Annotated in this window: 11 protein-coding genes and 1 pseudogene; 2 read left to right on the top strand and 10 right to left on the bottom strand. The window is 52.2% G+C overall.

The window, feature by feature from the left end:
* Positions 1 to 34: 34 nt before the first annotated feature.
* The 7 genes from ACFOE0_RS17830 to ACFOE0_RS17800 all read right to left on the bottom strand — a co-directional run bounded on the left by ACFOE0_RS17830 (position 35) and on the right by ACFOE0_RS17800 (position 14,984).
* Positions 35 to 1,693 carry an alpha-amylase family glycosyl hydrolase gene (locus ACFOE0_RS17830; RefSeq protein ID WP_248933960.1) on the bottom strand — a complete coding sequence of 553 codons (1,659 nt, stop codon included), beginning with the start codon at positions 1,691 to 1,693 and terminating at the stop codon, positions 35 to 37.
* Entirely contained in the window at positions 1,686 to 3,212 is a 1,527-nt protein-coding gene (locus ACFOE0_RS17825) for an MFS transporter (RefSeq protein ID WP_248933958.1), read from the bottom strand. Before ACFOE0_RS17825 ends, ACFOE0_RS17830 begins: the two co-directional genes overlap by 8 nt.
* A 110-nt stretch (positions 3,213 to 3,322) precedes the next feature.
* Positions 3,323 to 5,710 carry a TIM-barrel domain-containing protein gene (locus ACFOE0_RS17820; RefSeq protein WP_248933957.1) on the bottom strand — a complete coding sequence of 796 codons (2,388 nt, stop codon included), beginning with the start codon at positions 5,708 to 5,710 and terminating at the stop codon, positions 3,323 to 3,325.
* A gap of 57 nt (positions 5,711 to 5,767) precedes the next feature.
* Positions 5,768 to 7,660 (bottom strand): alpha-amylase family protein, encoded by a 1,893-nt coding sequence (locus tag ACFOE0_RS17815; RefSeq protein ID WP_248933955.1) that lies wholly within the window; start codon positions 7,658 to 7,660, stop codon positions 5,768 to 5,770.
* Between the two features lie 32 nt (positions 7,661 to 7,692).
* The gene (locus ACFOE0_RS17810; protein WP_248933954.1) at positions 7,693 to 10,308 is read right to left on the bottom strand and encodes an alpha-amylase family glycosyl hydrolase; all 2,616 of its coding nucleotides are present in this window, start codon (positions 10,306 to 10,308) and stop codon (positions 7,693 to 7,695) included.
* Positions 10,308 to 11,834 carry a tryptophan halogenase family protein gene (locus tag ACFOE0_RS17805; RefSeq protein ID WP_380712475.1) on the bottom strand — a complete coding sequence of 509 codons (1,527 nt, stop codon included), beginning with the start codon at positions 11,832 to 11,834 and terminating at the stop codon, positions 10,308 to 10,310. Before ACFOE0_RS17805 ends, ACFOE0_RS17810 begins: the two co-directional genes overlap by 1 nt.
* Positions 11,835 to 12,254: 420 nt before the next feature.
* Positions 12,255 to 14,984, bottom strand: coding sequence for a TonB-dependent receptor (locus tag ACFOE0_RS17800; protein ID WP_248933950.1), 2,730 nt, complete (start codon positions 14,982 to 14,984; stop codon positions 12,255 to 12,257).
* Between the two features lie 542 nt (positions 14,985 to 15,526).
* Between ACFOE0_RS17800 and ACFOE0_RS17795 the strand changes: the two genes are divergently transcribed.
* Together ACFOE0_RS17795 and ACFOE0_RS17790 are read left to right on the top strand one after the other, a co-directional pair.
* Positions 15,527 to 17,140 carry an alpha-glucosidase family protein gene (locus tag ACFOE0_RS17795; protein ID WP_248933949.1) on the top strand — a complete coding sequence of 538 codons (1,614 nt, stop codon included), beginning with the start codon at positions 15,527 to 15,529 and terminating at the stop codon, positions 17,138 to 17,140.
* 638 nt (positions 17,141 to 17,778) lie between these two features.
* Positions 17,779 to 18,438 (top strand): hypothetical protein, encoded by a 660-nt coding sequence (locus ACFOE0_RS17790; RefSeq protein ID WP_248933948.1) that lies wholly within the window; start codon positions 17,779 to 17,781, stop codon positions 18,436 to 18,438.
* A 264-nt stretch (positions 18,439 to 18,702) separates the two neighbouring features.
* Here the strand turns inward: ACFOE0_RS17790 and ACFOE0_RS17785 are convergent.
* The 3 genes and pseudogenes from ACFOE0_RS17785 to ACFOE0_RS17775 form a co-directional block, all read right to left on the bottom strand.
* A pseudogene (locus ACFOE0_RS17785) lies at positions 18,703 to 19,380 on the bottom strand (integrase core domain-containing protein).
* A gap of 284 nt (positions 19,381 to 19,664) precedes the next feature.
* Complete coding sequence (locus ACFOE0_RS17780; protein ID WP_248933947.1) at positions 19,665 to 20,261, bottom strand: DUF6624 domain-containing protein; 597 nt, start codon at positions 20,259 to 20,261, stop codon at positions 19,665 to 19,667.
* Positions 20,262 to 21,009: 748 nt separating this feature from the next.
* A complete protein-coding gene (locus ACFOE0_RS17775; protein ID WP_248933946.1) occupies positions 21,010 to 23,742 on the bottom strand; it encodes a TonB-dependent receptor in 2,733 nt (910 codons plus the stop codon).
* Positions 23,743 to 23,909: the final 167 nt, after the last annotated feature.

Below are 23,909 nucleotides of genomic sequence, written 5' to 3'. Positions count from 1 at the left end.
GCTCCGTGACAACTGAGCTCTGTAAAAACTAGGCTCAGTAAAAGCTCAACTCAGCGAGTTTGTCACTGACCTGCTCAGGCAGTTTATCTCCCCTGCGTACCAGCACTCTAACGCCATGGGCAGGAACCTGAAGTTCAGCTTCCTTCCCGACAGTCAGATTGTTATCGCCCATCGGCTCCTGCCACTCACCGGCAAGCAGGGGCGCTGACAGTTCAACCGAAGCTGACTTATCCCCCTTGTTGAGCAGCACCAAAGCCAGCTCATAGCCTTCAGCATTCTGCACTACCCGATAGAAGGCCGCTGTATCTTTGTCATAGCCCAGATCCCACTGCAGGCCACGTTGCAAACTGGGAAGCTGGGCGCGCAGATTGGCAATGGGCAAGAGTGCCTGACGTATAGGGTGGCTCACCGCTTTGTCGACATTATCCTGACCAAAGTAGTTACGATTACCCATATGTTCGCCCTTGCCACGCTCAAATCCCTTCTCTGAGCCGTAGTAGATGACAGGTATTCCGCGGGCGGTGAACAGCCAGTTGTGGGCATCGATAAAGCCCTCATCGCTGGCGTTCATCCGCGGCATATCATGGTTATCGTAGAAGGTCAGCAGATCATAGGGATTGGCGTAAGGGTTGTTCTTTGGCTGCAGGAACAACGCTTTTTGCAGTTCACTGTAATCAGCCCCCTTGGCGAACACACTGTCCATGGCGGCTTTCATGGGGAAATCCAACACACTCATGCCGCCCTTGTCCGGGAAGGTATACTGACCTATCTCTTTGGGATCGAAAGAGTACACCTCACCAAACATAAACATGCCGGGATACTGGGCACGAATACGGCGACTGAACTCACCCCAGTGCTCAGCGGGTACGTGCTTAACAGTATCAATCCGCATCGCCCCGGCGCCCTGGCCAAGCCATTTGAGATAGGCATTAACGAAGTAATCCATCACCTCTGGCTTACCCGTGTTCATATCAGCCAACTGGGCCAGATCTCTTTTGGTATTGAAGAAAGCCTGCAAAGGCTTGTCGGTATCCAACAGCTCAGGCGCAAGGTTGCCATGATCCGCCACCAGCTCGCCCTGCTCGTTATACAGTTTGCCAAACAGGCTGGTGCGGTACTGCTCGTCCGTCATGGTGTAAGCAGGAGAGCCGTGGTTTATCACCACATCCAGCACTGTGCTCAGGCCTTTATCAGCCAGTTGTTTATTCAGCTGGACGAAGTCCAGTCCGGCCGAAGGCAGGTGCTTATCCAGCTTGTAGAAATTGGTGCCCCAATAGCCGTGATAGGCAGCCTTGCCTCTGTCCATGGCAAAACCATGGGGCTTAATCTCATCACCACCGGTAAAGGCCTCTGCGGGATTCTCCACAATGGGCGTCATCCAGATGGCGGAAAAACCCATCTCACGAATGTAGTCGGCATTATTCAAAATCCCTTTGAAATCCCCGCCCATATAGCCCACGTTGGCACTATTGCCTTCCAGTGAGACAGGCAGCTGCCAACCTGAGTCCTGCTCAAAGTTGTTGGCAGGATCGCCATCCACAAACCTGTCAGTCACCACAAAGTAAACCGCATTGGCAGCGAAAGGATCTCTGGTGCCCATCAAATCGCTTCCTACCAGCTCAGGCTGTGAAGCCTGCGCATTGCCCGTAAGGGCGGCCGCAATGGCCGCTCCCACAAAGCTCAACTTAGCCATGGGCACCTCCCCCCACCAGCTCAACCTGATGACCATTTTGCAGTTTCACCTTCACCACCATGATGGCGGCCAGCGCGAAGGATACGGCGCCAATGACCATGGCGTAGATAGGGTTGGACTCGAATCCATAGCGCAGCAACAAACCCAGAATGCTGGCGGCCAGCAGCTGAGGGATCACGATAAAGAAGTTGAAAATACCCATGTACACGCCCATTTTGTTGGACGGCAGACAACCGGCCAGCATGGCGTATGGTAAAGACAGAATTGATGCCCAGGCGAAACCTATGCCCACCATGGAGAGCAGCAGCCACTGAGGATCTTTGATCCACAGGAATGACAGCAGACCCAGAGCACCCAACAGCAGGTTGACGCTGTGAGCCATGCGTAACCCCATGCGGCTGACCATCACAGGAATAATAATGGCGGCCAGTGCCGAGAAGCCGTTATAGGCACCAAACAGCACGCCCACCCAGTTGGCGCCGTGGTTAAAGAGCTCAGAAGCAGGGTCGTCGGTACCATAGTGGTGAGAGGTCACTGCTGCCGTGGTGTAGATCCACATGGCAAACAGGGCAAACCAGGAGAAGAACTGTACCCAGGCCAGCTGACGCATGATCTGCGGCATGGCAAACAGGTCATCCATCACGGTATCAAAGCCGGAGTTGGCTTTTGGAGTCTTGCGACGCCAGCTCATCAACCACTGGGCCAGGCCAAACAGCACCAAACCTATGGAGAGAATATACAGCTGCTTGTCCCAGCCCAGCATCCACACCAGCAAGGTACCCAATGCGGCCGGAACCATAAACAGCATACCGGATTTAAACCAGCGGCCACTGTCACGCACCGGGCTGTCGGATTGCGCCTCTTCATCCTGCTCACCAAAGGCCGCCAGCTCTTCAGGGCTGTACTCCTTGCTGCTGATGATGGTCCAGCCAACGGCAACAAACAGCACAACAGCACCCATGTAGAAGGCGTACTTGACGGTATCCGGGATCTGGCCTTCAGGAGCACTGTTGCTGACGCCGAAGTGGCTCAGGATCCAGGGCAGCATGGACGCCACCACGGCACCTACGCCAATAAAGAAGCTCTGCATGGCATAGCCTTTCGGCTGCTGCCGCTTGGGCAGATTGTCACCGACAAAGGCGCGGAAAGGCTCCATGGAGATATTGATCGATGCATCAAGAATCCACAGCATACCGGCAGCCACCCAAAGCACACTGGCATTGGGCATCACCAGCAGTGACAGGGAAGTAAAGATGGCACCAATCAGAAAGTAGGGACGACGGCGACCCAGGCGGTTCCAGGTGTTATCGCTCAAATAGCCGACGATAGGCTGCACCAGAAGACCGGTTACCGGCCCTGCGATCCACAGCAGCGGGATGGTCTCCATATCCGCGCCCAGCGTCTGGAAAATTCGGCTGACGTTAGCGTTCTGCAGGGCAAAACCAAACTGGATCCCCAGAAAGCCGAAACACATATTCCAAATCTGCCAGAAACTCAGATTAGGTTTTTCGTTCACCATGCCCTTTCCTCTTATCCATAATTCTTGTTGGCATTTGTAACATTATGGTAACCAGCCCTGTTCGGGCTGGGCACCCATCTGCATACGTATTCATGGTATGCATTTGTGGCTTACAGGCGGATTTCTACCTGATTACTGGCTTTCTGGCCCTGCAGCTTGCTGTCCAATGTCAGCACACCAGCTTGCCATTGCCACTCAACCGGTTTGCCATTCAATGTCACCGAGGCTGGCCTGGCGTCCAGATGCAGCACGCTGAGTTGGATGCTGCGGCCGTCGGCAAATTGCGGTTTGCCACTGCTGGACAGAGTCAATGTCAGGCGATCCTGCTTAAATTCAGACGCAAAACTCAGCAGCTCAAAGTTGCCGGTTTTCAGGTTGTTGGCACCCACGCCGTCATCATCAAACATCTCGCCATAACTTTGGCTGACGGCTTTATCGAAGTAGAAGCTCAGCTCCAAAGTCTGGGTACTGTAGTCGCGGCTGGAGGCCAGTTCGCCGTTGGCTTTTTCTGCTGCCAGCGCCATAGGCACAAAGCTGCCGCCACGAACCAGCACAGGAATGGTTTCAAGCGTCACAGGCACATTGACCTGCTGATCGCCCGAATAACGCTTTCCGGTGAAATAGTCGAACCAGATCCCCTCGGGCAGCTGCACAGCCACAGATTCAACACCCGGGTCAGTGACAGGCGCGACCAGGAAGGCATCTCCCCATAGATAGGCATCTTTGTTATCAAACAGGCTGGAATCCGCCTCATTTTCAAACATCAAAGGACGCATCAGCGGCATGCCGGTAGCACTGTTTTGATAAGCCAGGGTGTAGTTGTAAGGCAGCATGCGGTAACGCAGCTTTACGTATTCACGCAGAATGTCTTTAGTCTGCTGATCGTGGAATACCGGCTCAGGTGCGATGTTTTCCTGGGCGTGGGGACGATATACCGGCTGGAACACGCCATACTGCATCCAGCGGGTATACATCTCGGCATCGAACTGCTCGCCACCGGCAAAACCGCCCAGATCTGAGTGGGTATAGCCCAGGCCCAGCAGGCCCATCTGCAGCGACAGCTCAACCTGGGGCTTCAAACCACCCCAGCTGCGGCTTACATCACCGGTCCAGGGGATCATGCCGTAGCGCTGGGAGCCGATAAAGCCGGAGCGCATCATGATCATAGGGCGCTTGTCAGGCTGAGCCTGAGTCAGGCCTTGATACACCAAACGTGCCCACTCATGGCCGTAGGCGTTGTGGATCTCATCGGCGGTGCCCACAGTGTGCACTGTGTCATGGGTATGCACTTCCGGCTCACCCAGGTCACCCCACCAGCCGCCAACTCCCTGCTTCATCAGGGTTTCATAGATACCCCAGAACCACTCCTCCCCCTTGGGTGAGAACACGTCCACCAGACCGGTATTGCCAAAGTAGAAGTCAAAGGTCTTTGGCTCACCGGCAAAGTCGGTGGCCAGCGCACCGACTTCAACCGCTTCGTCCCAACGCTTGGAGGTGGTCAGGATAAAGGGCTCAGTGATCAGAATGGTATTCACACCCTGTTCGCTGAAATCGCTGATCATCTTCTCCGGGGTTGGCCAGGCTTCACGATCCCAGTCCAGGTTCCCCATATGGCCCTGCACATCCTTACCGAACCAGTAGAGGTCCAGTACGATGGCATCCAACGGGTAGTCCTCTTTGGCAAAGGTATCCACTGTGTCACGGGCTTCCTGCTCAGTGTGATAACCGAAGCGGGAGGCAAAGTTACCCAGAGACCAACGTGGTGGCAAAGGCTGGCGACCGGTCGCCGCCGTCAGGTTTTCAATCAGCTCTGGATAATCGCTGCCCGCAGCCACCAGATAGCCGGTACGGCCGCCCTGGGCTTCAAACTGCATGACATCGGATTGGGTTTTACCCAGATCCATCCAGCCCGTGGCTGAGTTATCAAACACCAGCGCATACTTGTTGGAAGACATGACCGCAGGCAGGCCGTAATACATCTGCTCGGCATGGGTGGTGTAGCCATAGGAAGCCTTGTTGTACAAAGGCAGTCTGTGACCACGTCTATCCATCCCCAGCACCCGCTGGCCGCCGCCAATCAGCTTCTCATCCGGTTCCAGCTCGAAGCGGAAGCCCCGGATATTGTCATGCACAAACAGACCGCTCTCTTCTGCCAGGATCTGTTCGCCCTCATGGAAAAAGCTCAGATGCAAGGGTGAAGACTGAATCGCCACGGTCAGCTCAGGCAGCTTATACAGCAAACGTCCATCCTGCTTTTGCAGTGTGCCTCGCTGGATGGCGGCGTGCTCATCCAGCGCATAGGATGGCAGCTGCTTAACGCCCTCATTGGCATAGTGAACGGCAACGGCACCTTCGCCATAGCCGGATAGTGTGACCAGACCTTCATCTGTACTCAGCACCAGGTTATTGCCATCAAAGTGGTGACTTTTGAGCATGGCGGCCTGAGCAACCGGGCTTAAGCTCATACCCGCCATCAGGATCCAGAGTAATTTTTTCATGGGTATCTCGTTATTCTGTTTACTCGTTTTTTATTTTGCTGAATCTGGTTCAGTTAACTATCTGCGCTTCAGCTCAAGAATGCGTGACTGCAGCGGTGCCAGCGCCATGGCGACCTGACCTTCGCCCTTGACGACAGTCAGCGTCAGCTCGTCACCACTCAGTTGGTCCACCAGCTCATAGCGGCCATCTTTCAGCGCCATGGCGGAGATCTGCTCAGCAGGCAGTTTGAGCTCAAACTCAGTGCCCGCCACCTGAGCAAAGTTGGTGGCGATGAGCAGCTGCTGCTCATCACTCCAGCGCAGGAAGGCATAAGTGCTGTCGGTATAACCGGGGTTGTGCTTGTTGGCGGTATGGATTTCAGCGTACTGACCCATCAATGCAGGGCTGGACTGTACGAACTGCATCAGGCGCACATAGTAGTCACGCAGCTGGCGTTCATCGGCAGTCAGTGCGCCGCCATCAAATTCGCCACCGTTCATCCAGCGCTGGTGTGCAGGCACGCCCCAGTAGTCGAAGATAGTGGTGCGGGTCGCCTTACCAAAACCTGCGTCCTGCTCGCCGCGCTCACCCACATCCTGACCGAAGTAGAGCATGGTTGGCGAAGTGCTCAGAGTGGCTGATACCACCATAGCAGGCAGAGCATTTACCGCTTCACCGGCAAAGTCAGGACTGGCAATACGCTGCTCGTCGTGGTTTTCCAGAAAGTGCAGCATATTGTGTTCAATATCAGCCTTGCTGGCCTGGATTGAAGCAATGGCATCGGTACTTTCACGCCCCTGAATAATGGCTTTCAGGCTGTCATACAGGTCCACCTTGTCATACAGGTAATCCATCTTGCCCATATGCAGGTAGTCGCGGTACAGGTGTGGCTGATAAACCTCTGCAAGCAGGAAGGCATCCGGGTTGGCATGTTTGATATGGCTGTTCAGATAGCTCCAGAAGGCAACCGGTACCATTTCCGCCATATCGTAACGGAAGCCGTCGATACCGAACTCAGTCCAGAACAGGGCGATATCACGGAATTTCTCCCAGGAGTCAGGTACATCTTTGTCCTGCCAGAACTCGTAGTGAGCCGTTACATCCATATTGGCAAACTCAGCAGGCAGTTGTGGGAAGTCATGGCTGCCGTCAGGACGCACGCCATAGTTCACCTTGACGGTTTCATACCAGTCGTGGAAATGAGGCTGAGAAGAGCGGGCACCATTACCTGTCCACTTGGCCGGGTTCTCAACAAATTCGCCATCGGCCTGAGGATGAGACTCGCCCCCCAACGGCTGGTAACCGTCCAGCCATTCAGGAACTTTGAAGGCCTCACCAACGGCATAGTAGAAGTTGTTATCACGGGCATACTCGACATTGGTGTTATCAGTGGCACCGAAGTCCTTCACACCTTCCGGCTTACCCAGGGACTCATAGTTACGGGCCACATGGTTGGGCACGATATCAATCAGCACTTTCAAACCATGTTGGTGGCTGCGATCCACCAGCGCCTTAAACTCATCCATACGCCTGGCAGGATCCTGAGCCAGATCCGGGTTCACACTGTAGTAGTCTTTGACCGCATAGGGGGAACCGGCACGGCCTTTGATGACATCCGGGTCATCATTGCTGATGCCGTAAGCTGTGTAATCGGCCACCAGCGCATGGTGGGGCACGCCTGTGTACCAGACATGACTGACACCCAGCTGTTTGATCCCTTCCAGCGCTTTGTCGGAGATATCGTTAAACTTGCCTACGCCGTTTTGTTCAGCAGCTCCCCAGGGAATATTGGCGGTCTGGGTGTTACCGAACAGACGGGTGAACATCTGGTACACCACAGCTTTATTGTGCTGATGCTCACCAGCGACAGTAGCTTCGCCCTTGTCCTGATCTGGTGTAAGGCTGCATCCAGCCAGGCCAATGGAAACGGCCACCATGGCCGACAGCCGTGAAATGCGGAAAAACGACATAGGGTATCTCACTCTTTTATTATTGCTTGTGCTTATTGCTGTGTATCGAGCCACAGACTATCCATAATCAGCGGCGACTGACTGTTACCTCCGCCGAATGACCATGAGGTCGCCTCTGGTGTCACCAGGCGCAGATCGCCTTCACCACTGCGATCCCAGGTGGTGATATAGATTTTGACGCCATCCCACTGCTTCAGCCCCAGCCCTTCTCCCTGATATTTCAGCGTCAGGGTTGCTGCAGCTTTGTCGACACTGATCTGAGGAGCAGGTGCAACCCGCTGGATAGCGTCCGTGTTACCTGACTCAGCGCCACCCGACTGGCTTTCACCCGGGATAAACAGGGTATTTCCCCAGCCATGGAGGGTATGACCCAGATGCCAGCGCCCCTCAGGCATACTGGCTTTAAGACTGGGCAGAGCTTTCGCCCCTTTGGCTTCTGGTAGCTGACTGGAAAGATCGAAGTAGATGTCAAAACTGACATTGTCGAAGCCCTGAGCGGGCAACCAGGAGTTACTGATCTCAGCCATACTCAGTGTCAGCTCAAGTACACTGCCGCCGCTGCGCACACTGGCTGCAGTGATATCTCGCTGGGCGCCACTGTTAACGTGTTGTGGTCGCTGATACTTTTCATCGCCAACCGGGTCGGTGATCTCCAGTTGCCACACAGGATTCTTCACCTGAGTAGTAAAACTGACGGCCTTTCCCGCAAGCCCCAATTCCGGCGCATAGAGGTTGATAGATTGGGGCCATTCGCCAACAGATCTAACCGGCAGTTGATATTGCCACCTGCCATCGGCAGAGACAGTCAGGGGAACAGCAGTATCCAGATTGCCGTTCAACACCAGCTGTAATTGGGTATCAGGCTGGCTGAAACGTCCCTGCAGCAAAGTGTCTGATGTCAGCGTCTGGCCCTGAAGCCGGGTTTCCAGCGTCAGCTCTGGCGTCATTTGCGGCATTGGCTCTGGCAGAGCCCTTGCAGATTCCCCCAGCCAACGATAAACCCGGATTGCCTTGGCAGGCAGACTCATGGTCAGCTCACCACTGCTGCTTAATACCTGCTTGTCAGCAACAGCACCATTTTCATCAAGCACCAGCTGCCAATGTCCTGACTGCAGCGGCATATTGGCCAGCAGCTGGCTGCTCTGGGCCGTATTCATCAGTATCAGAGTCTGCTGCTGAACCTGTTGTTGATCCAGATAGCTGCGCTCGAAACCAAGCACACCGGCTCCCTGGCTGGAGCTGGCCAGTATGGTCAGATCGCCTCGGGTCAGGGCTTTATCACTCAGTCTTAGCGCCGCCAGATCCTGAACAAAACGGAACATGGCTGAGTTGGTATCAAACTGACTCTGCTTCGATCCATAACCTCCGGCGAACATGGCCTGACGCGTCTGTGTCAGTGCCTGTTCATCACCCTGATAGATCACCGGAATACCCGGCACAGTGAAGATAACCGCCATCGCCTGACGGAAAGATGCCAGCGAACCGGAGGACAGGAATCTGCGAGTGTCATGGTTGTCGACAAAGTTGGGGATCACCCAGGGATTTGGATAAACCGCCATCTGCTGCTCAAGTCGGTAGGCCAGCTGCGCCGTTGGAGCCCCCTCGGCCAACCCCCGTCCCAGTTCAAAATAGAGAGGGAAGCCGATCACAGAGTTCAGCTCAGGCTTGTCTTCGGTCCCCAGAAAACTCACCAGCTTATGCTCGCCACTGTTCTCCATTGGGGCTGAGCCATCGAAGATCTCCCCAAAGGCTAAAAAGTCGTTGCGGCCAGTGCCTTTGGCTGCCGCCATAATGCCGTTCGATGCATGCAGAAAATCGTTCCAGAATTCATGCTCCACATACTTGGCGGTATCGACCCGGAAGGCATCCACACCCACGGTCTCAATCCAGTATCTGTAGCTGTCTTTCAGGGTTTCCCGAACTTTGGGGTTAGTGGTGTTGAGATCCGCCAGATTTGCCAGCTGATGGGTAAACTCCTGAGCCGGGTCTTTGTAGTCGGTAATAGGTGGCGTCCAGTGGTAAATATCTGCTGCCACATGCTCAGGATTATGTCGGTCGACCAGCTCAAACGGAGCCTGAGTCGGGAAGCGGTTGCCCGGATGGGCATCATCAAAAACGGTAAAGTTTTTGGCGGTATTCAGCGGATCATACTCGCCTTCATAACCGAAGAAGTTGCCTGTGTGATTAACCACTATGTCCTGGATCAGGTACATACCACGGCGATGCAGACCATCAGACAAAGCCTGGTAGTCTTCAAGCGTACCGAAGTGAGGATCGATACTCTTGAAGTCGGTAGCCCAGTAGCCGTGATAACCACCGTACTGACCTTTGGGATACCACCACTGGTTGGCCACAGGCGGCGTCAGCCACAAGGCCGTTGCGCCCAGCTGCTGTATATAATCCAGTTGTGCCTTCATCCCCTTAAGATCGCCACCGCTGAATTTACGATGATCTTTGGGATCAAACTCGCCTGCCCCCTGATCATTATTGGATGGGTCACCATCGTTAAAACGATCGGTTAATGCGAAATAGATGATCTGCTCGCGCCAGTCGGGAGACGGCACATGCAGCAAAGGCTCAGCATTTGTCGGCTCTGCGGCAGATACACAGCTGCTGCCAACCAGTAACAGGGGAAGTAACAGCCTCACTACGCAGTCTCCATCTGACAATAGGCTTGAATAAATTGGTCATGGGGCGGCATTTTGGACACAGCGCCGGACGTAATGGTCTGAATATTTTGCAGATATTCAGTCAGCTGCTCAGATGTCAGCTTGTCTGCCATTGGCGACCAGGATTGAGGGCTAACGCCCTGCCCCAACATCACCTGCTGCCAGGCGACCTCAGCAAAGAGCTCATCCTGCTGCCGCACGACCATACCGGACTCTTTGAACAGGGCGATTTTGTGCTCCAGAGAAGTTGGCAGTGCCATATTGCGGCAAAGACGCCACAAGCTTCCTGCCTCACTCTGGTTTGAGCCGCGGCTATTCAGGCAGTAGTGCAATATGATGAAATCACGGATCTGCTCAAACTCCTGCTGAGACTGGCGGTTGTATTCGTCACGCAATGCGTCGGCAGCCAGACCTTTGGCCGGGAACAACTTCACCAGGCGCATAATGCCGCTCTGCACCAGATGAATACTGGTGGACTCCAAAGGCTCAAGAAAACCACTGGCCAGCCCCAGTGCCACACAATTGTGGTGCCACTGTTTACGTCTGCGACCCACCTTGAATTTCAGCAGTCTGGGGTCATCCAAAGCCTGGGTATCCAGATTCGCCAACAGTGCCGCTTTGGCATCCTGTTCATCCCACCAACGGCTGGCGAACACCATGCCATTACCGGTTCTGTGCTGCAGTGGGATCTGCCACTGCCAACCGGCCTGATGGGCTATCGAACGTGTGTAAGGACGCAGCATGTCGCCTCTGGCAGAGGGCACGGCCCAGGCGCTGTCACAGGGGAGCCAATGGGACCAGTCTTCAAACCCGGCATTCAGTGTCTTGTCTATGAGTAGCGAGGCAAAGCCGGAGCAATCGATAAAGAGGTCACCGGCAATCCGAGTGCCATCGCTCAGCTCCAACGCCGTGATATCACCGCTTGTTGAATCTGTATGAACCTGACTAACCCGGCCATTGATGCGTTTGACACCCAGCCTCTGACTGAACTCACGCAGATAGTTGGCGTACAGCCCCGCATCAAAGTGGTAGGCGTGGGGCAGATCGCCTTGTCCGCCGGTCAACCCAAACCGGTTGGCGGCACTGGCGCAGGCATTGGCTGAATATCGCCAGAAGTCACTGGCGTCAACCGCCCTGGTATTGCCAGACTGCTTTAACCAAAGGTGAACAAAGGGGGTTAATGCCAGATCCCGGCCCATAGCGCCGAAGGCATGCATATAGCAGGCGTTGGGGTTGCCCCAACCTTCAAACTGAATACCCAGCTTAAAGGTGGCGGCGGTGACGGCCATAAAGTCGCGCTCATCTATACCCAGCGCGCGGTTAAACAAGGTCAGCGGAGGAATAGAGGCTTCACCGACACCCACAGTACCGATCTCTTCTGACTCCACCAGAGTAATAGCGACGCTGTGGCCCAGTGTTTTGGCCAACATAGCGGCTGCCATCCATCCGGCGCTGCCACCGCCCAGGATTACCAGCTGTTGTTGCATATCAACTCCCTGCTGCATCTCATTGCTCCCGCCCTGTCAGGCGGCCCCTTGTATCTTGGTTAAAAACAACTGAATCAACTGTTTTTAACCAGGGTCTGTTGACCTTTCATGGTTGAATTTTGCTCGTGCTAGACGCGCTTTAATCGCGACGCAAGGTGTGCCGCCTAGTGGGCCTAAGCAAATACCTTGCAACAAAGAGTAAAGCGCTTATAGCCGAGCCCTTTGGGCAGCGTTTGTCGTCGCTTTCTACTGCATTAACGCTCATTCATGTAGAACAACTACACATCAATCGCGTTGCTTTGTATAAAACAATGACAAAGTGCTGCAAAAACCATCTTCAAAGGTCAACAGACCCTAAACCACGCTTTACTGAATAACCCGGTTAAAACAATGTCCGGCAGCAGCCACTGCCGGACATTGTTGAGTTTCGATTAACCGTTAGAACGCGTAGCTGGCACCCAACATAAAGGTGCGGCCATAGCTCTGGTAATCTTTGATCTGACGCTCGTCACCATTCTCATAGGTCATAAACGGTTCATCGGTCAGGTTCAGACCCTGCAGCACCACAGACAGGCCTTCCAGTGACTTGATACCGGATTCAGAGAAGTCATAGCCAATCTGAGCATCAACAATGGTCTCGCTGACAACAAAGCGCATGTCACGGGCCAGACTCAGACCACTGACTTCACCCAAGAAGTCAGAGCGGTAACGGGCACTGATACGGGCCTGGAAGCCGTAATCTTCGTAGTAGAGGCTGGCGTTAACCACATCTTCAGACAGGCCGGGCAAAGGAATTGGGGCGCTTTCAGCGTCTTCCTTCACTTCACTGTCTGTGTAGGAGTAATTCACCGACATACCAAAACCTGACAGGGAGTCGTGCAAAAGGTCACCGTTCAGCGCCAGTGTCACTTCGCTGCCCCAGATGTAACCACCCTCACCGTTTTGCCACTCGCTGACATAACCTTCGGTCAATACAGGCTGGTTACCCTCAACCGGGATCCAGCTGAAGTCGCCTATGGTCTGCTTGTTGAAGATGTAGTTTTCCAGATCTTTGTAGAACACAGCCACGGCAAAGTAGCTGGTACCGGAGAAGTAGTTCTCGTAACTCAGGTCAAACTGCCAGGCCATCCAGGGCTTAAGCTCAGCGTTGCCGCCGCTGCCGCTCCAGGGAGAATCCTTGATATCCGTCTTATCCCAGTTATTGGCGTTGTAGTAGAACTCACGGCTGGCGGTCATCTGATCCATACGGGCACGGGCCAGCGTACGGGCAATACCTAAACGTACATACTGGTCGTCAGCCACTTCCAGGCTCAGGTTCAGGCTGGGCAGCACTTCCCAGTAATCTGTGCCACCGGAAATGGGCACAATCTCATTGGACTCATCCCGTACCGTGGTAAAACCATCCGAACTCTGGTCGGTATATACCGCCTGCAAGCCGACGTTACCTTTCAGCGGCATATCGCCGATTTCGGTATACAGGTTGGCCTGCACATAAGGGGTGATCACTTCTTCCTCTACCGTCCAGGACTTGGTGTTACGCCATGGGTCAAACTCTGCCGCGTCAAAGACGTTATAAATACCGCTGGCAAACAGGGCGCGGGGATCATAGGTGAGCATTGGACCAATACCGATAAAGCCCAGATCCACGGGGGACATCAAAAACTCGCCCGGTACCGCTGTCGGTGCGTTGCTCTTCAACTGAAGGAAGGCCGAATCATACTGCTTGGTCTTTTCGCGATTGGTGTAGTTAACACCAAACTCAATCTCTTCGACGATACCTGAGCCAAGATAGTAATTGGCGGTCAAGCGCACGGCAGACAGCTCATCCTCCAGCTCGATATCATTGATAAAGCCATCTTGCACGCCGTTATTGTTCGGAATACCCCAATTCTGCGGGTTACCCAAAGTGGCATTGATAAAGTTGGCATCGGTATCGAAGATGGCACCGTTTTCAGACATCACGAAGTCAACGTCATAGCCAGCTTCTGAACCGCCCCGACCAAAACCTGAGTAGCTTTCCAGCGAGAAAGTATGGGTATCTGCTTTGGAGTAGGACAGATCGGCTGCCAGGGTCAGGTTTTCACTGACGTCATAGCTCAGATTCCAGCCTACAGCGATCAGATCTGAATTCTTGTCTTCAAAGTCGTTGCGCAACACCGGGTTTACGCCACTGAAGGTACCTGAGGTCACCATGCCATTTTCAATCACAGCATTGGTCAGGTTGGAGGTCTTGTTACCTTCATCGTCGGTATACGATGTATACAGTGGCATTTCAGCGCCACGCAGGCTGTAGTTATCTTCAAAGTTGGTATAGAAGACATCGACAATAGAGTGCAGCTTGTCATTGGGGGCAAATTCAATCACCGCCATCACGCCATCACGCTGCAGCTCGGAAGACTGCACATAAGGCTTATAGCCGCTGATCACCAGTGGTTTGCCTTCAAGGTCCTCAGCTTCAGGGTAACCCCAGATGTGGGAGCGCTCGTTCTGGCTTGGGCTGGACATGGAGGAGAAACCGATGGCAACACCCAGGGTGTCATCCAGGAACTGGTCAATATAGGAGATACTGCTGCGGTAACCCTTGTTGCTGACGTCAGGGTTAAGCTGGTCCATGTCGTTCATCTCATAACGACCATTAACCACAAATGCCTGCTCACCAAACGCCAGTGGTCGAACAGTTTGCAGATCCACTGTGCCACCGATTGCCTGAGCCATCAGGCTGGCGTCCGGGGTTTTGTAAACCACAGCGGAACTGATCAGTTCAGAAGGATACTGGTCAAACTCGATACCACGGTTTTCGTTAACAGTGACCTGCTCACGACCATTCAGTGTGGCGGTGGTAAAGTCAGGTGCCAGACCACGAATCGACACCACGTTGGCGCGACCATTGAGTCGCTGTGTTGTCAGACCCGGCAGACGTGCCAGAGACTCGGCAATACTGTTGTCGGGCAACTTACCAATATCTTCCGCTGAAATAGACTCAACGATGGAACTGTTATCCATTTTCGTGGCCTGTGCAGCGGCCAATGAACCTCGGATACCACGGACTTCAATCACTTCTACCGGCTCGTCTGCTGTAGACTGCTCGGCTGCAACCGCAATATTCATGCTGGATACACCAGCTGCGGCCAAAGCCAACATCACCAGACTAGGCTTGAACAGTGACATGTCTCCCCCTTGGATATAATTGTCATTCTGTTGGGTATGACACGGTGCGCTTTGTTGTAGGGTATGCGCTCCCGTCTCATCACATCTTTGTTACCATCCGGTTAAACCCAGCTCAATTTCCTGCATACGTATTCATCCCTGGGCAAAACGCATTCCCGATGCCTGCTCTGCTTCAAACATGCAATCAGGGAAACAGGTAACTCCTTGTATTAACTTTTCAAACGTCAATTCCATGACAAGAGCTCAGTCAACTGAGACGCCCATTTCAATTCCGGCTAAAACGTGCCGAACATCACTCTGGCCGCCAATTTGGTGACATTGGTTAACATGGTCACTGACAATTTTTTAAAGCTCGCCAATAAGACCTCACACATGAATAAAATTCAATGACGTAGCACTCATTCTGGGCATGCATACGTATGCAAAGTGACGATCCCCTCAGGAAGCATTAACGTTAATAATCAGCACAGGCCGAACACGGCCAAATTGCGTCTGAAATATGAGCCCTTCGCTGGATGCTTCGGGGCGACTGAGGAGTGTTAATGAACAACGTGGAATGGTGGCGTGGCGCCGTCATCTATCAGATCTATCCCCGCAGCTTTGCTGACAGCAATGCCGATGGAATCGGCGATCTGCCGGGGATCGTAGACAAGCTGGACTATATCGCCGACCTGGGCGTGGATGCCATTTGGATCTCCCCTTTCTTTAAATCTCCAATGGCAGATTTCGGTTATGACATCAGCGACTACCGCGATGTCGACCCTATGTTCGGCACCCTGGCCGACTTCGACCGTTTGCTGGACAAGGCCCACAATCTCGGCCTTAAGGTGATGATTGATCAGGTACTCAGTCACACCTCAGATCAGCATGCCTGGTTCCTGGAAAGTCGTGAAAGCCGTGATAACCCCAAAGCCGACTGGTATGTATGGGCAGATCCCCGTCCGGACGGCACTCCCCCCAACAACTGGCTGTCTATTTTCGGTGGCTGTGCCTGGCAGTGGGAACCACGCCGTGGCCAGTACTATCTGCACAACTTCCTCACCAGCCAGCCGGATCTGAACTTCCACAACCCGGAAGTACAACAGGCGGCGTTGGACAATGTGGAGTTTTGGCTGAAGCGTGGTGTGGACGGTTTCCGCCTGGATGCCATCAACTTCTGCTTCCACGATAAGCAGTTGCGAGATAATCCGGCCAAGCCGGAAGCGGAACGCTCAGGTCGTGGATTCAGCAACGACAACCCCTATGCGTTCCAGTACCACTGGTACAACAATACCCAGCCGGAAAACCTGGCCTTTATCGATGACCTGCGGGCCCTGCTGGACAAGTATCCGGACACGGCAGCCCTGGGCGAGATCTCCTCAGAAGACTCACTTGCCACCATGGCTGAGTACACCCAACCGGGCAGACTGCACCTGGGTTACAGCTTTGAGTTTCTGACCGATGACAGTGATGCCGGGTATATCCGTCACACAGTGGAAAACCTGGAAAACAAGCTGGGTCAGGGCTGGCCATGCTGGGCCTTTAGTAACCACGACGTTAAGCGTGTTGCCACCCGCTGGGCCCGTAATGGTGAAGTGTCTGCCACTCAGGCCAGCATGCTTAACGTGCTGCTGGGCTGTATTCGCGGCAGCATCTGTATGTATCAGGGTGAAGAACTGGGGTTGAGCGAAGCTGATATTCCTTACGAGCTGTTGCAGGACCCTTACGGCATCACCTTCTGGCCTAACTTTAAAGGCCGTGACGGTTGCCGCACGCCAATGCCATGGCTGCAAAATGATGAGTTCGCCGGTTTCAGTACTGTGACTCCATGGCTGCCGGCGGTGGATGAGCACAAGGTCGTCGCCGTTGATACCCAGCAGGCAGCAGGTTCGGTACTGCAAAGCACCAAGGCCTTCCTGCACTGGCGTAAGACTCAGCCGGTATTGCTGGCTGGTGATATCCGCTTTACCGAGCTTTCCGAGCCACTATTGGGCTTCTGGCGTGAGTATGAAGGCAAGCGACTGCTGTGCGTATTCAACCTGAGTGCTGATGTCCACTCACTGTCGCTGGACGCTATCGCTTCCAATGCCGTACAACTGGCACCAGGTGGTGTTGAGGTGTCAGGCAACACCTTGCACCTGCCGCCGTTTGGGTATTCTGTGCTTTCTGCAGATTGATGATTGATGTGACTGTCGATCAACAGTCTGTATGATTTGATTAAGAACCCAGCTTTGACTGGGTTCTTTTGTTTTCAGCTGGCGCTGACTGTATGGGATTGGCCAAGCGAAGCTTGGAAAAAGTCGTGGGCAAATACATCCCTGTACAACGGCCAGTTCGGCATCCATGCCTCTCGCTCATAAACAGGCTTGCCACCGGCAAGCATTCGCCCAAGCCCACACCCGGGAAAAGGGAACCGTTTCGGCAGGCCCCCTTATTCAATCCCCCTGCGACTCCCGACGAAGTGGACACCCCTTTGGGGATTAGCGTCAAATTGCCTATCACGCCAGACACTCGATTTACATCCCTGTAAATCCCTCCAGCTCGACTATCCTGTCTCGCGCTCGCAGACTTATCGCTTCGCGATACTCGCCCCTGATTCGACTGGCGCTGACTCGGCATCCATGCCTCGTCCACGGCATTTGCCTCCATCCCCCGCGGCCACCTCGAGGGAGACATGGTGTACCCCGCCATTCAGAGTTCCCCACTTAATAATGGGTGTCCATGTTATTGAAGGGAACATTGAACGTACGCTGGCGAGATGGCATTCTGACTTGAATTAAAATTATGGGTGGCTGTACGCTCGATGGGGGCTGTGATGAATATGAATGTTAGACTAATAGCTTTTATTTTTGCATTAATCACGCCGATAGCAGGTTGCAATAGCGCTTTGACTGATAGAGGTAGACATGTGCAAATCAGAATAGGGAATCATATTTTATCCACTTATATTCCTGATAGACAAAGCGAGATGTTTTATAATTCTTCGGTTTTGACTGAAGTTGATTTAGATAACGACATATTTCATCATAAGCCGTTTGCTGTAGATGTGATTAATAAGTTTTGGGATTTTAAAAGTTTTTTTCGTGTTATTGGGATTCTAAGGTATTCGGTAAGAATTGTTAGAATTTCGGATACTCAAGGGATAGACAGGGCCGATATAACGGCGTTTATAGGGTTTGTTAATAGTCGATTCGAATCTTCAGGTCTTGCATGTGAAGAGGATATCAGTTTAAAGGAAGTTAATGGCGTAAATTGGTACTTTTGTAAGTTCTATAGTGGCAAGACAAACCTCAGCAACAGAGAATTTGTGGATAAGAATCTCGATTATATATATTATTCTCAACTTTCAGAACACTATTTTGTTCAAATGCTTTTCACCTTTACTGGAGATGAAAATGGTCTTCGGTGGGTTGCTCGGGCAAATTCAATTATGAATAATATATTGGAGTCGACATCGTTAATGCATATTGATTAGCAGGTTGAGATCGCTAACGTTTTTTGGCTCAGCTTGAGCCAAACTTCACCTACGGCTCTTGAAGAGCAACATGACCATATATGGCTATGTTTTCGAAAATACAGCGGAGGTCCTGGCTACCATCCGGCACATGGATTTAAATATGCTGCGACCAGAAAAAGATAAGAAAGCTAGCATCCGGCGTAAGCAAAATATCGCGGCGATGAAAGAGGTGGATCCCATTGGTTGGACAAATAAATCGATTTCTTAAGTGAACAATCCAAGTCATGCAGCGAACCTTTGCTTGCTAAAATACACCTCATCAGGAGTGAGATTGTCAAGGTTTTGATGATTTCGCTGCTCATGATAAAACACCATGTAGTGCCCAATTTCAACTTCAGCTTATTTTGGTGTCTCGTTGGCTTTTAGGTACACCTCCTCATATTTCAGACTGCGCCAGAGGCGTTCAATAAACACATTGTCAATCCAGCGACCTTTTCCATCCATGCTGATCCTTATTTCATGCTCTTTGAGCTTGTCGGTGAACTCTGTGCTGGTGAACTGTGCACTGATATCCAGAGGGCAGTAGTACGCGGTTGAGCGTGCGAGATTAAGTAACTGACACTGCTGTTTAATCGGTAACTTGTCGGTTTTATCCAGCGCATCCTTACGTTGGACCCGGCCTAACGACCGAGCACTTTGGCTAAAAAATCATTTTCCATGGTCAACTGACCGATTTTGGCATGCAGCTTGTCAACATCCTCTGCATTGTCCTTATCAGTAGCCTCTTAGCGCCGAAAAGAGAGGCCGCATTTTCAATCAGCTCTTTTTCCAAGTAGTAATTTGATTAGGGTGGAGATTGAATTGTTGCGCTAACTCAGAGACGGTTTTATCGCCCTTAGCGGCGGCCAATGCAACCTTAGCTTTGAATTTAGGTGAGTGATTTCTACGTTTTCTCGTCATAATCGGCTCCAGTTGTCTTGCTGGTTATTTAAGCAGACTATTCACTTAAAATCGTGTCCGAATTTTGGGGACTATTTCTCTTAATTATGTTGGACAATTCTTCCTTTATTATTTTTAAATAATCGGCATCTCTAACTCTATCACGATTTGACTCTCAGACATTGGATATCCTTATAATACTAACGTCGCCTTAAGCGGTGAGTAATAGCAGGCTAAAATGTGAAGCAAAGTGGAACCGGTCCAACTGCTGCGGCTCCCACTTTAAGCCCACGTTGTATTTATAGTTAGTTAAGCTCTATTTCCGGATGGTCTTTAATTCCGTACATTTCTTCCATTAGTTTTAGGTAAAAATCTAACGGTGGCATTTTCATATCTGCTCTACGCTTATCAACGTTAGCTTCATCTTTAATAGGTTTAAATACAACTTTTCCGTCGATTAAGTCAACTTGGGTCCCATATATTTGCTTCTTACCTTGCGCAATAAGAACTCGATCAGTTAATAGAGCGACTTCTTGGCCTGTAATACCCTCATCATTTAAATATGATCTTTCTAAGCAAGGCAGCATTTCAGCTTTAAAAGCAATGTCAGGTGAATGTTGAATTATTAAAAAAGCTGCACCAATCCCTTCCACACCTACCAAATCTTTAGTTAACCAAGAATGCTCCTTAATAATCAACTTAAGTTTGGCAGTATTTAATTTGTCTATTTCACTTAATTTATCCAGTAATTCCCGCGACGGATTTTGCCAGCCTGATTTACCAATCTCATTACGAATCTCTTGATCTTTAAGTCCCATTTCAATTAATTCTTTTTGTAGTTCCGAATTAATATCTGCCAACGTAAAAAAAGGAATAAGTAATAGAAATAGCAGGTATCGCATTAGCTGAACTCTCCTTCTACATATAACGTTTGTGTAGTGTGCATGCTCGTTTGTCACCTCAAACCAGTGAAAATCGCGCCACTGTTTTAATCAATTATTTAACAAGCTGGCAACAGAAGTCCAGATTAAACTTTGAGCAAAAGCGTGCCGGCACATTATCTGCCTGCCTGACGCCTGTTACCTACATGTCAATACGCCTCAAGATACTGAGTTTAATAACTATTTAAAATTTCCACTCACGAAAACCGTGCCACGCTTGATGACCAACCGTGCCATGCACAGCGAAAGTAACTTTGGGGCATTTGCGAGTTGGAGGGATACACCAGTCCCCGTCCGAAGTTGCCGGAGGGGATTGTGTGCAATAGTGAATGTCATCATGGATGATGACATAGGTGGCGCTGAGCCATGGACGGTGAATCGTCACCGGTCACGTCAGTTGCATGCAATGCACGATGGGTAACAACTTCGGTTGGGGTGTCCTTGGGGTTGTTAGGGGCGTTGGACAAGCAACGCCCCTGACCCGGGTGAAGCCTGGAAGGCTTCGATTTCGGCCAAGCGCAGCTTGGCTATCCTTGCGAAAGCAAGTTTGGAGCGCAGCTCCAATACTCTCACCGCAGGCAAGCGGCATATCCCGCAGGGATATCAAAAAAGAGTCTCACCGGCGATACGGTGGCAAAACCAGGGCAACAAAAAACCCAGTCAGGTTTCCCCAACTGGGCTTCCACAAACGTTAGCAGATTACGCCAAATCAGAATTTATAGCTGAATCCCAGCATATAGTTACGACCATACTGCTGGTAGTCGCGTATCTGGCGGGTATCGCCATTCTGATAGGTCACAAACGGCTCGTCGGTGAGGTTGTTAACCTGCAACAGCACAGACAGGCCATCGACACCCATTTCGGTAAAGTCATAGCCGATCTGGGCATCTACCAGGGTTTCGCCTTTCACGTAAACCGGGATACGGGCCAGGGATAGACCAGTAACCTCGCCCAGGAAGTCGCTGCGGTAACGGGCACTGATACGCGCCTGGAAGCCATAGTCTTCATAGTAGAAGGTGGCGTTGGCAACCTTCTGTGACAAGCCTGGCAGGTCGATTGGGTCACTGTCTGCGGTTTCCTGCACTTCACTCTCGTTATAAGAGCCGGACAGGATAAGGCCAAAGCCACTCAATACATCTGTCAGCATGCCACCTGTGAGGTGGGCAGACGCTTCAACCCCGCGGATATAGCCGCCACGACCGTTTTCCGGCTGAGTAAACTGGCCATCGGTCAATGCTGGCTGTGGATCAGGTACGATAAAGCCGCTGAAGTCGTAGACCACGGACTCATCGAAGATGTAGTTCTCCAGATCCTTGTAGAACACGCCCAACGCCAGATAGCCTTCATCCAGATAGATCTCATAGCCGAGGTCGTACTGCCAGGCCAGCCAAGGCTTAAGGCTTGGGTTACCACCGCCGCCACTCCAGGGAGAGTTGTCGATATCCGTGCTGCCAGCCAGTGAAGGGTCATAGTTGAAGGTCAGACCGGCGTTCATCTTGTCCATACGGGCGCGGGCCAGTGAACGTGCGACGGCGAACCTCAGCTGATGGCTGTCCATCACCTCCCAGGACAGGTTGGCACTTGGCAACCACTCGGTATAGGTATCGCCACCAGAGTTATCCTGCAGCACCACCAGACCATCTTTCTGGGTCACCGCCTTACCGGTTGATGACTGCTTGGTGTGCACCACCTGCAGACCAAAGTTACCCACCAGCGGGCGATCCGCCAGCTCGGTATCCACCTCGGCCATCACATAACCTGTGGTGACTTCTTCTTTCACGCTCCAGGTGCCGGTGGCACGACTGGAGACGGTTTCACCCTCTGAGGTCAGCTTGTAGTAACCATCATTCAGCAGCGCTTCGGCGTTATAGGTCAGCATCTGACCCATGCCGATAAAGTCCAGCGAGGTTGGTGACATCAGATACTGAGACGGCACCGCCAGGGTATCCGGATAGTCTTTCAGCGTCAGGAAGAAGCCCTCATCCTTTTTGGATTTCTCACGCTCGCTGTAATTCACACCAAACTGAATGCTGGCCAGTGGTCCCTCTGACAGCAGACGCTCCGCGGTCAGACGCACTGCAGACAGTTCATCTTCAATGCTTGGAGTATTGATAAAGCCATCCTGAGCATTACCTGGAACCGTGACATTGTTACCCCAGTTGAAGGGGCCACCCAGTTTGATCAGCGCGGGATCAGCATAATTGATGGAGGGGAAGAAGGTCGCGCCGCGATCTCCCTGCATCTGGAACTTAAGGTTTTCACAACCGCCCTCAGTACATCCATTGCCACGGCTGGTACCTGCGTAGGTTTCCAGACCGAAGTCGGTACGATCCGCCTTGGAGTAGGAGATATCTCCCTCCAGACTCCAGTCATCATTGATGGTGTAAATGCCGTTCCAACCCACAGAGATGGTATCCGCATCACGGCGGTTCAAATCGTTACGTACCAACACCTTAGAGTTTACAAAGGAGCCAGCTGTCACCAGTCCATCTTCATTCTGAGTACCAATCACACCATCATTGGCCCATCCGGCACCCCACTGCCCGGGGATCTCAATACCCCGCAGCAACTGCTCATCGGTGAACTTGGTGTAGTAAGCATCCAGAGTGGAGCTGAAATTACTGCTTGGCTGATACTCGATAACCAGCATCACACCATCACGCTCAAGCAGGCTGGAGCGAACAAATGGCTTGGCGCCACCCAATACCAGTGGATTGGCGTCGTCATAACCCAGATTTGGATAACCCCAGGCTTGCCAGCGCTCTTCCTGGTTAGGGGAATACAACTTGGCATAACCGAAAGCCACCCCAAGCGTGTCATCATTGAACTGATCTATGTAGGAGAAACTGGCGCGATAGCCCTTGTCTTTACCATCCGGGTTAAGCTTGCCCAGATCGTTGTATTCGCCACGACCGTTAACCACCAGTTGACGTTCGTTGTAGGACAGAGGTTTGACAGTACGCATATCAACCGTACCACCAATGGCCTGAGACAGCAGCGCAGCATTGGGCGTCTTGTAAACCACTACAGAGTTGATCAGCTCAGAAGGGTACTGATCAAACTCAACCCCCCGGTTGTCACCCACAGTCACCTGCTCCCGACCGTTCAGGGTCGCTATGGTGAAATCAGGTGCCAGACCACGAATCGATACCACATTGGCGCGGCCATCGAGACGCTGCGCCGCCAGGCCCGGCAGACGTGCCAGCGACTCAGCAATACTCACATCCGGCAGTTTACCTATCTCTTCAGCATTGATGGATTCAACAATCTCAGTAGAACCCTGCTTAACCGCCTGGCTCGCCAGCATGCTGCCACGAATACCACGCACCTCAATTACTTCTATTTTCTCATCTGCAGCCTGTTGCTCTTCGGCAACCACGCCCTGGGCCATCCCAGTTGATGCCAGCGCCAACATCACCAGACTCGGCTTAAACAGTGACATGCTCTCCCCTCCGGATTTAATTTTTTTATCAGGGTCATGCACCGATTCGCCTAAGAGGTCTGTTGCAACCGGTACACAATGCAATACTTGTTACCATTTGGTTACATACGACTCAATTTTATGCATACGTATTCATTCATCCTGTATTAGCAATACAAGACGCTCCC

Source organism: Shewanella submarina, from assembly GCF_042646185.1.
GTDB classification, from domain to species: domain Bacteria; phylum Pseudomonadota; class Gammaproteobacteria; order Enterobacterales; family Shewanellaceae; genus Shewanella; species Shewanella corallii.
This window is presented reverse-complemented; position numbering and strand designations above follow the sequence as displayed.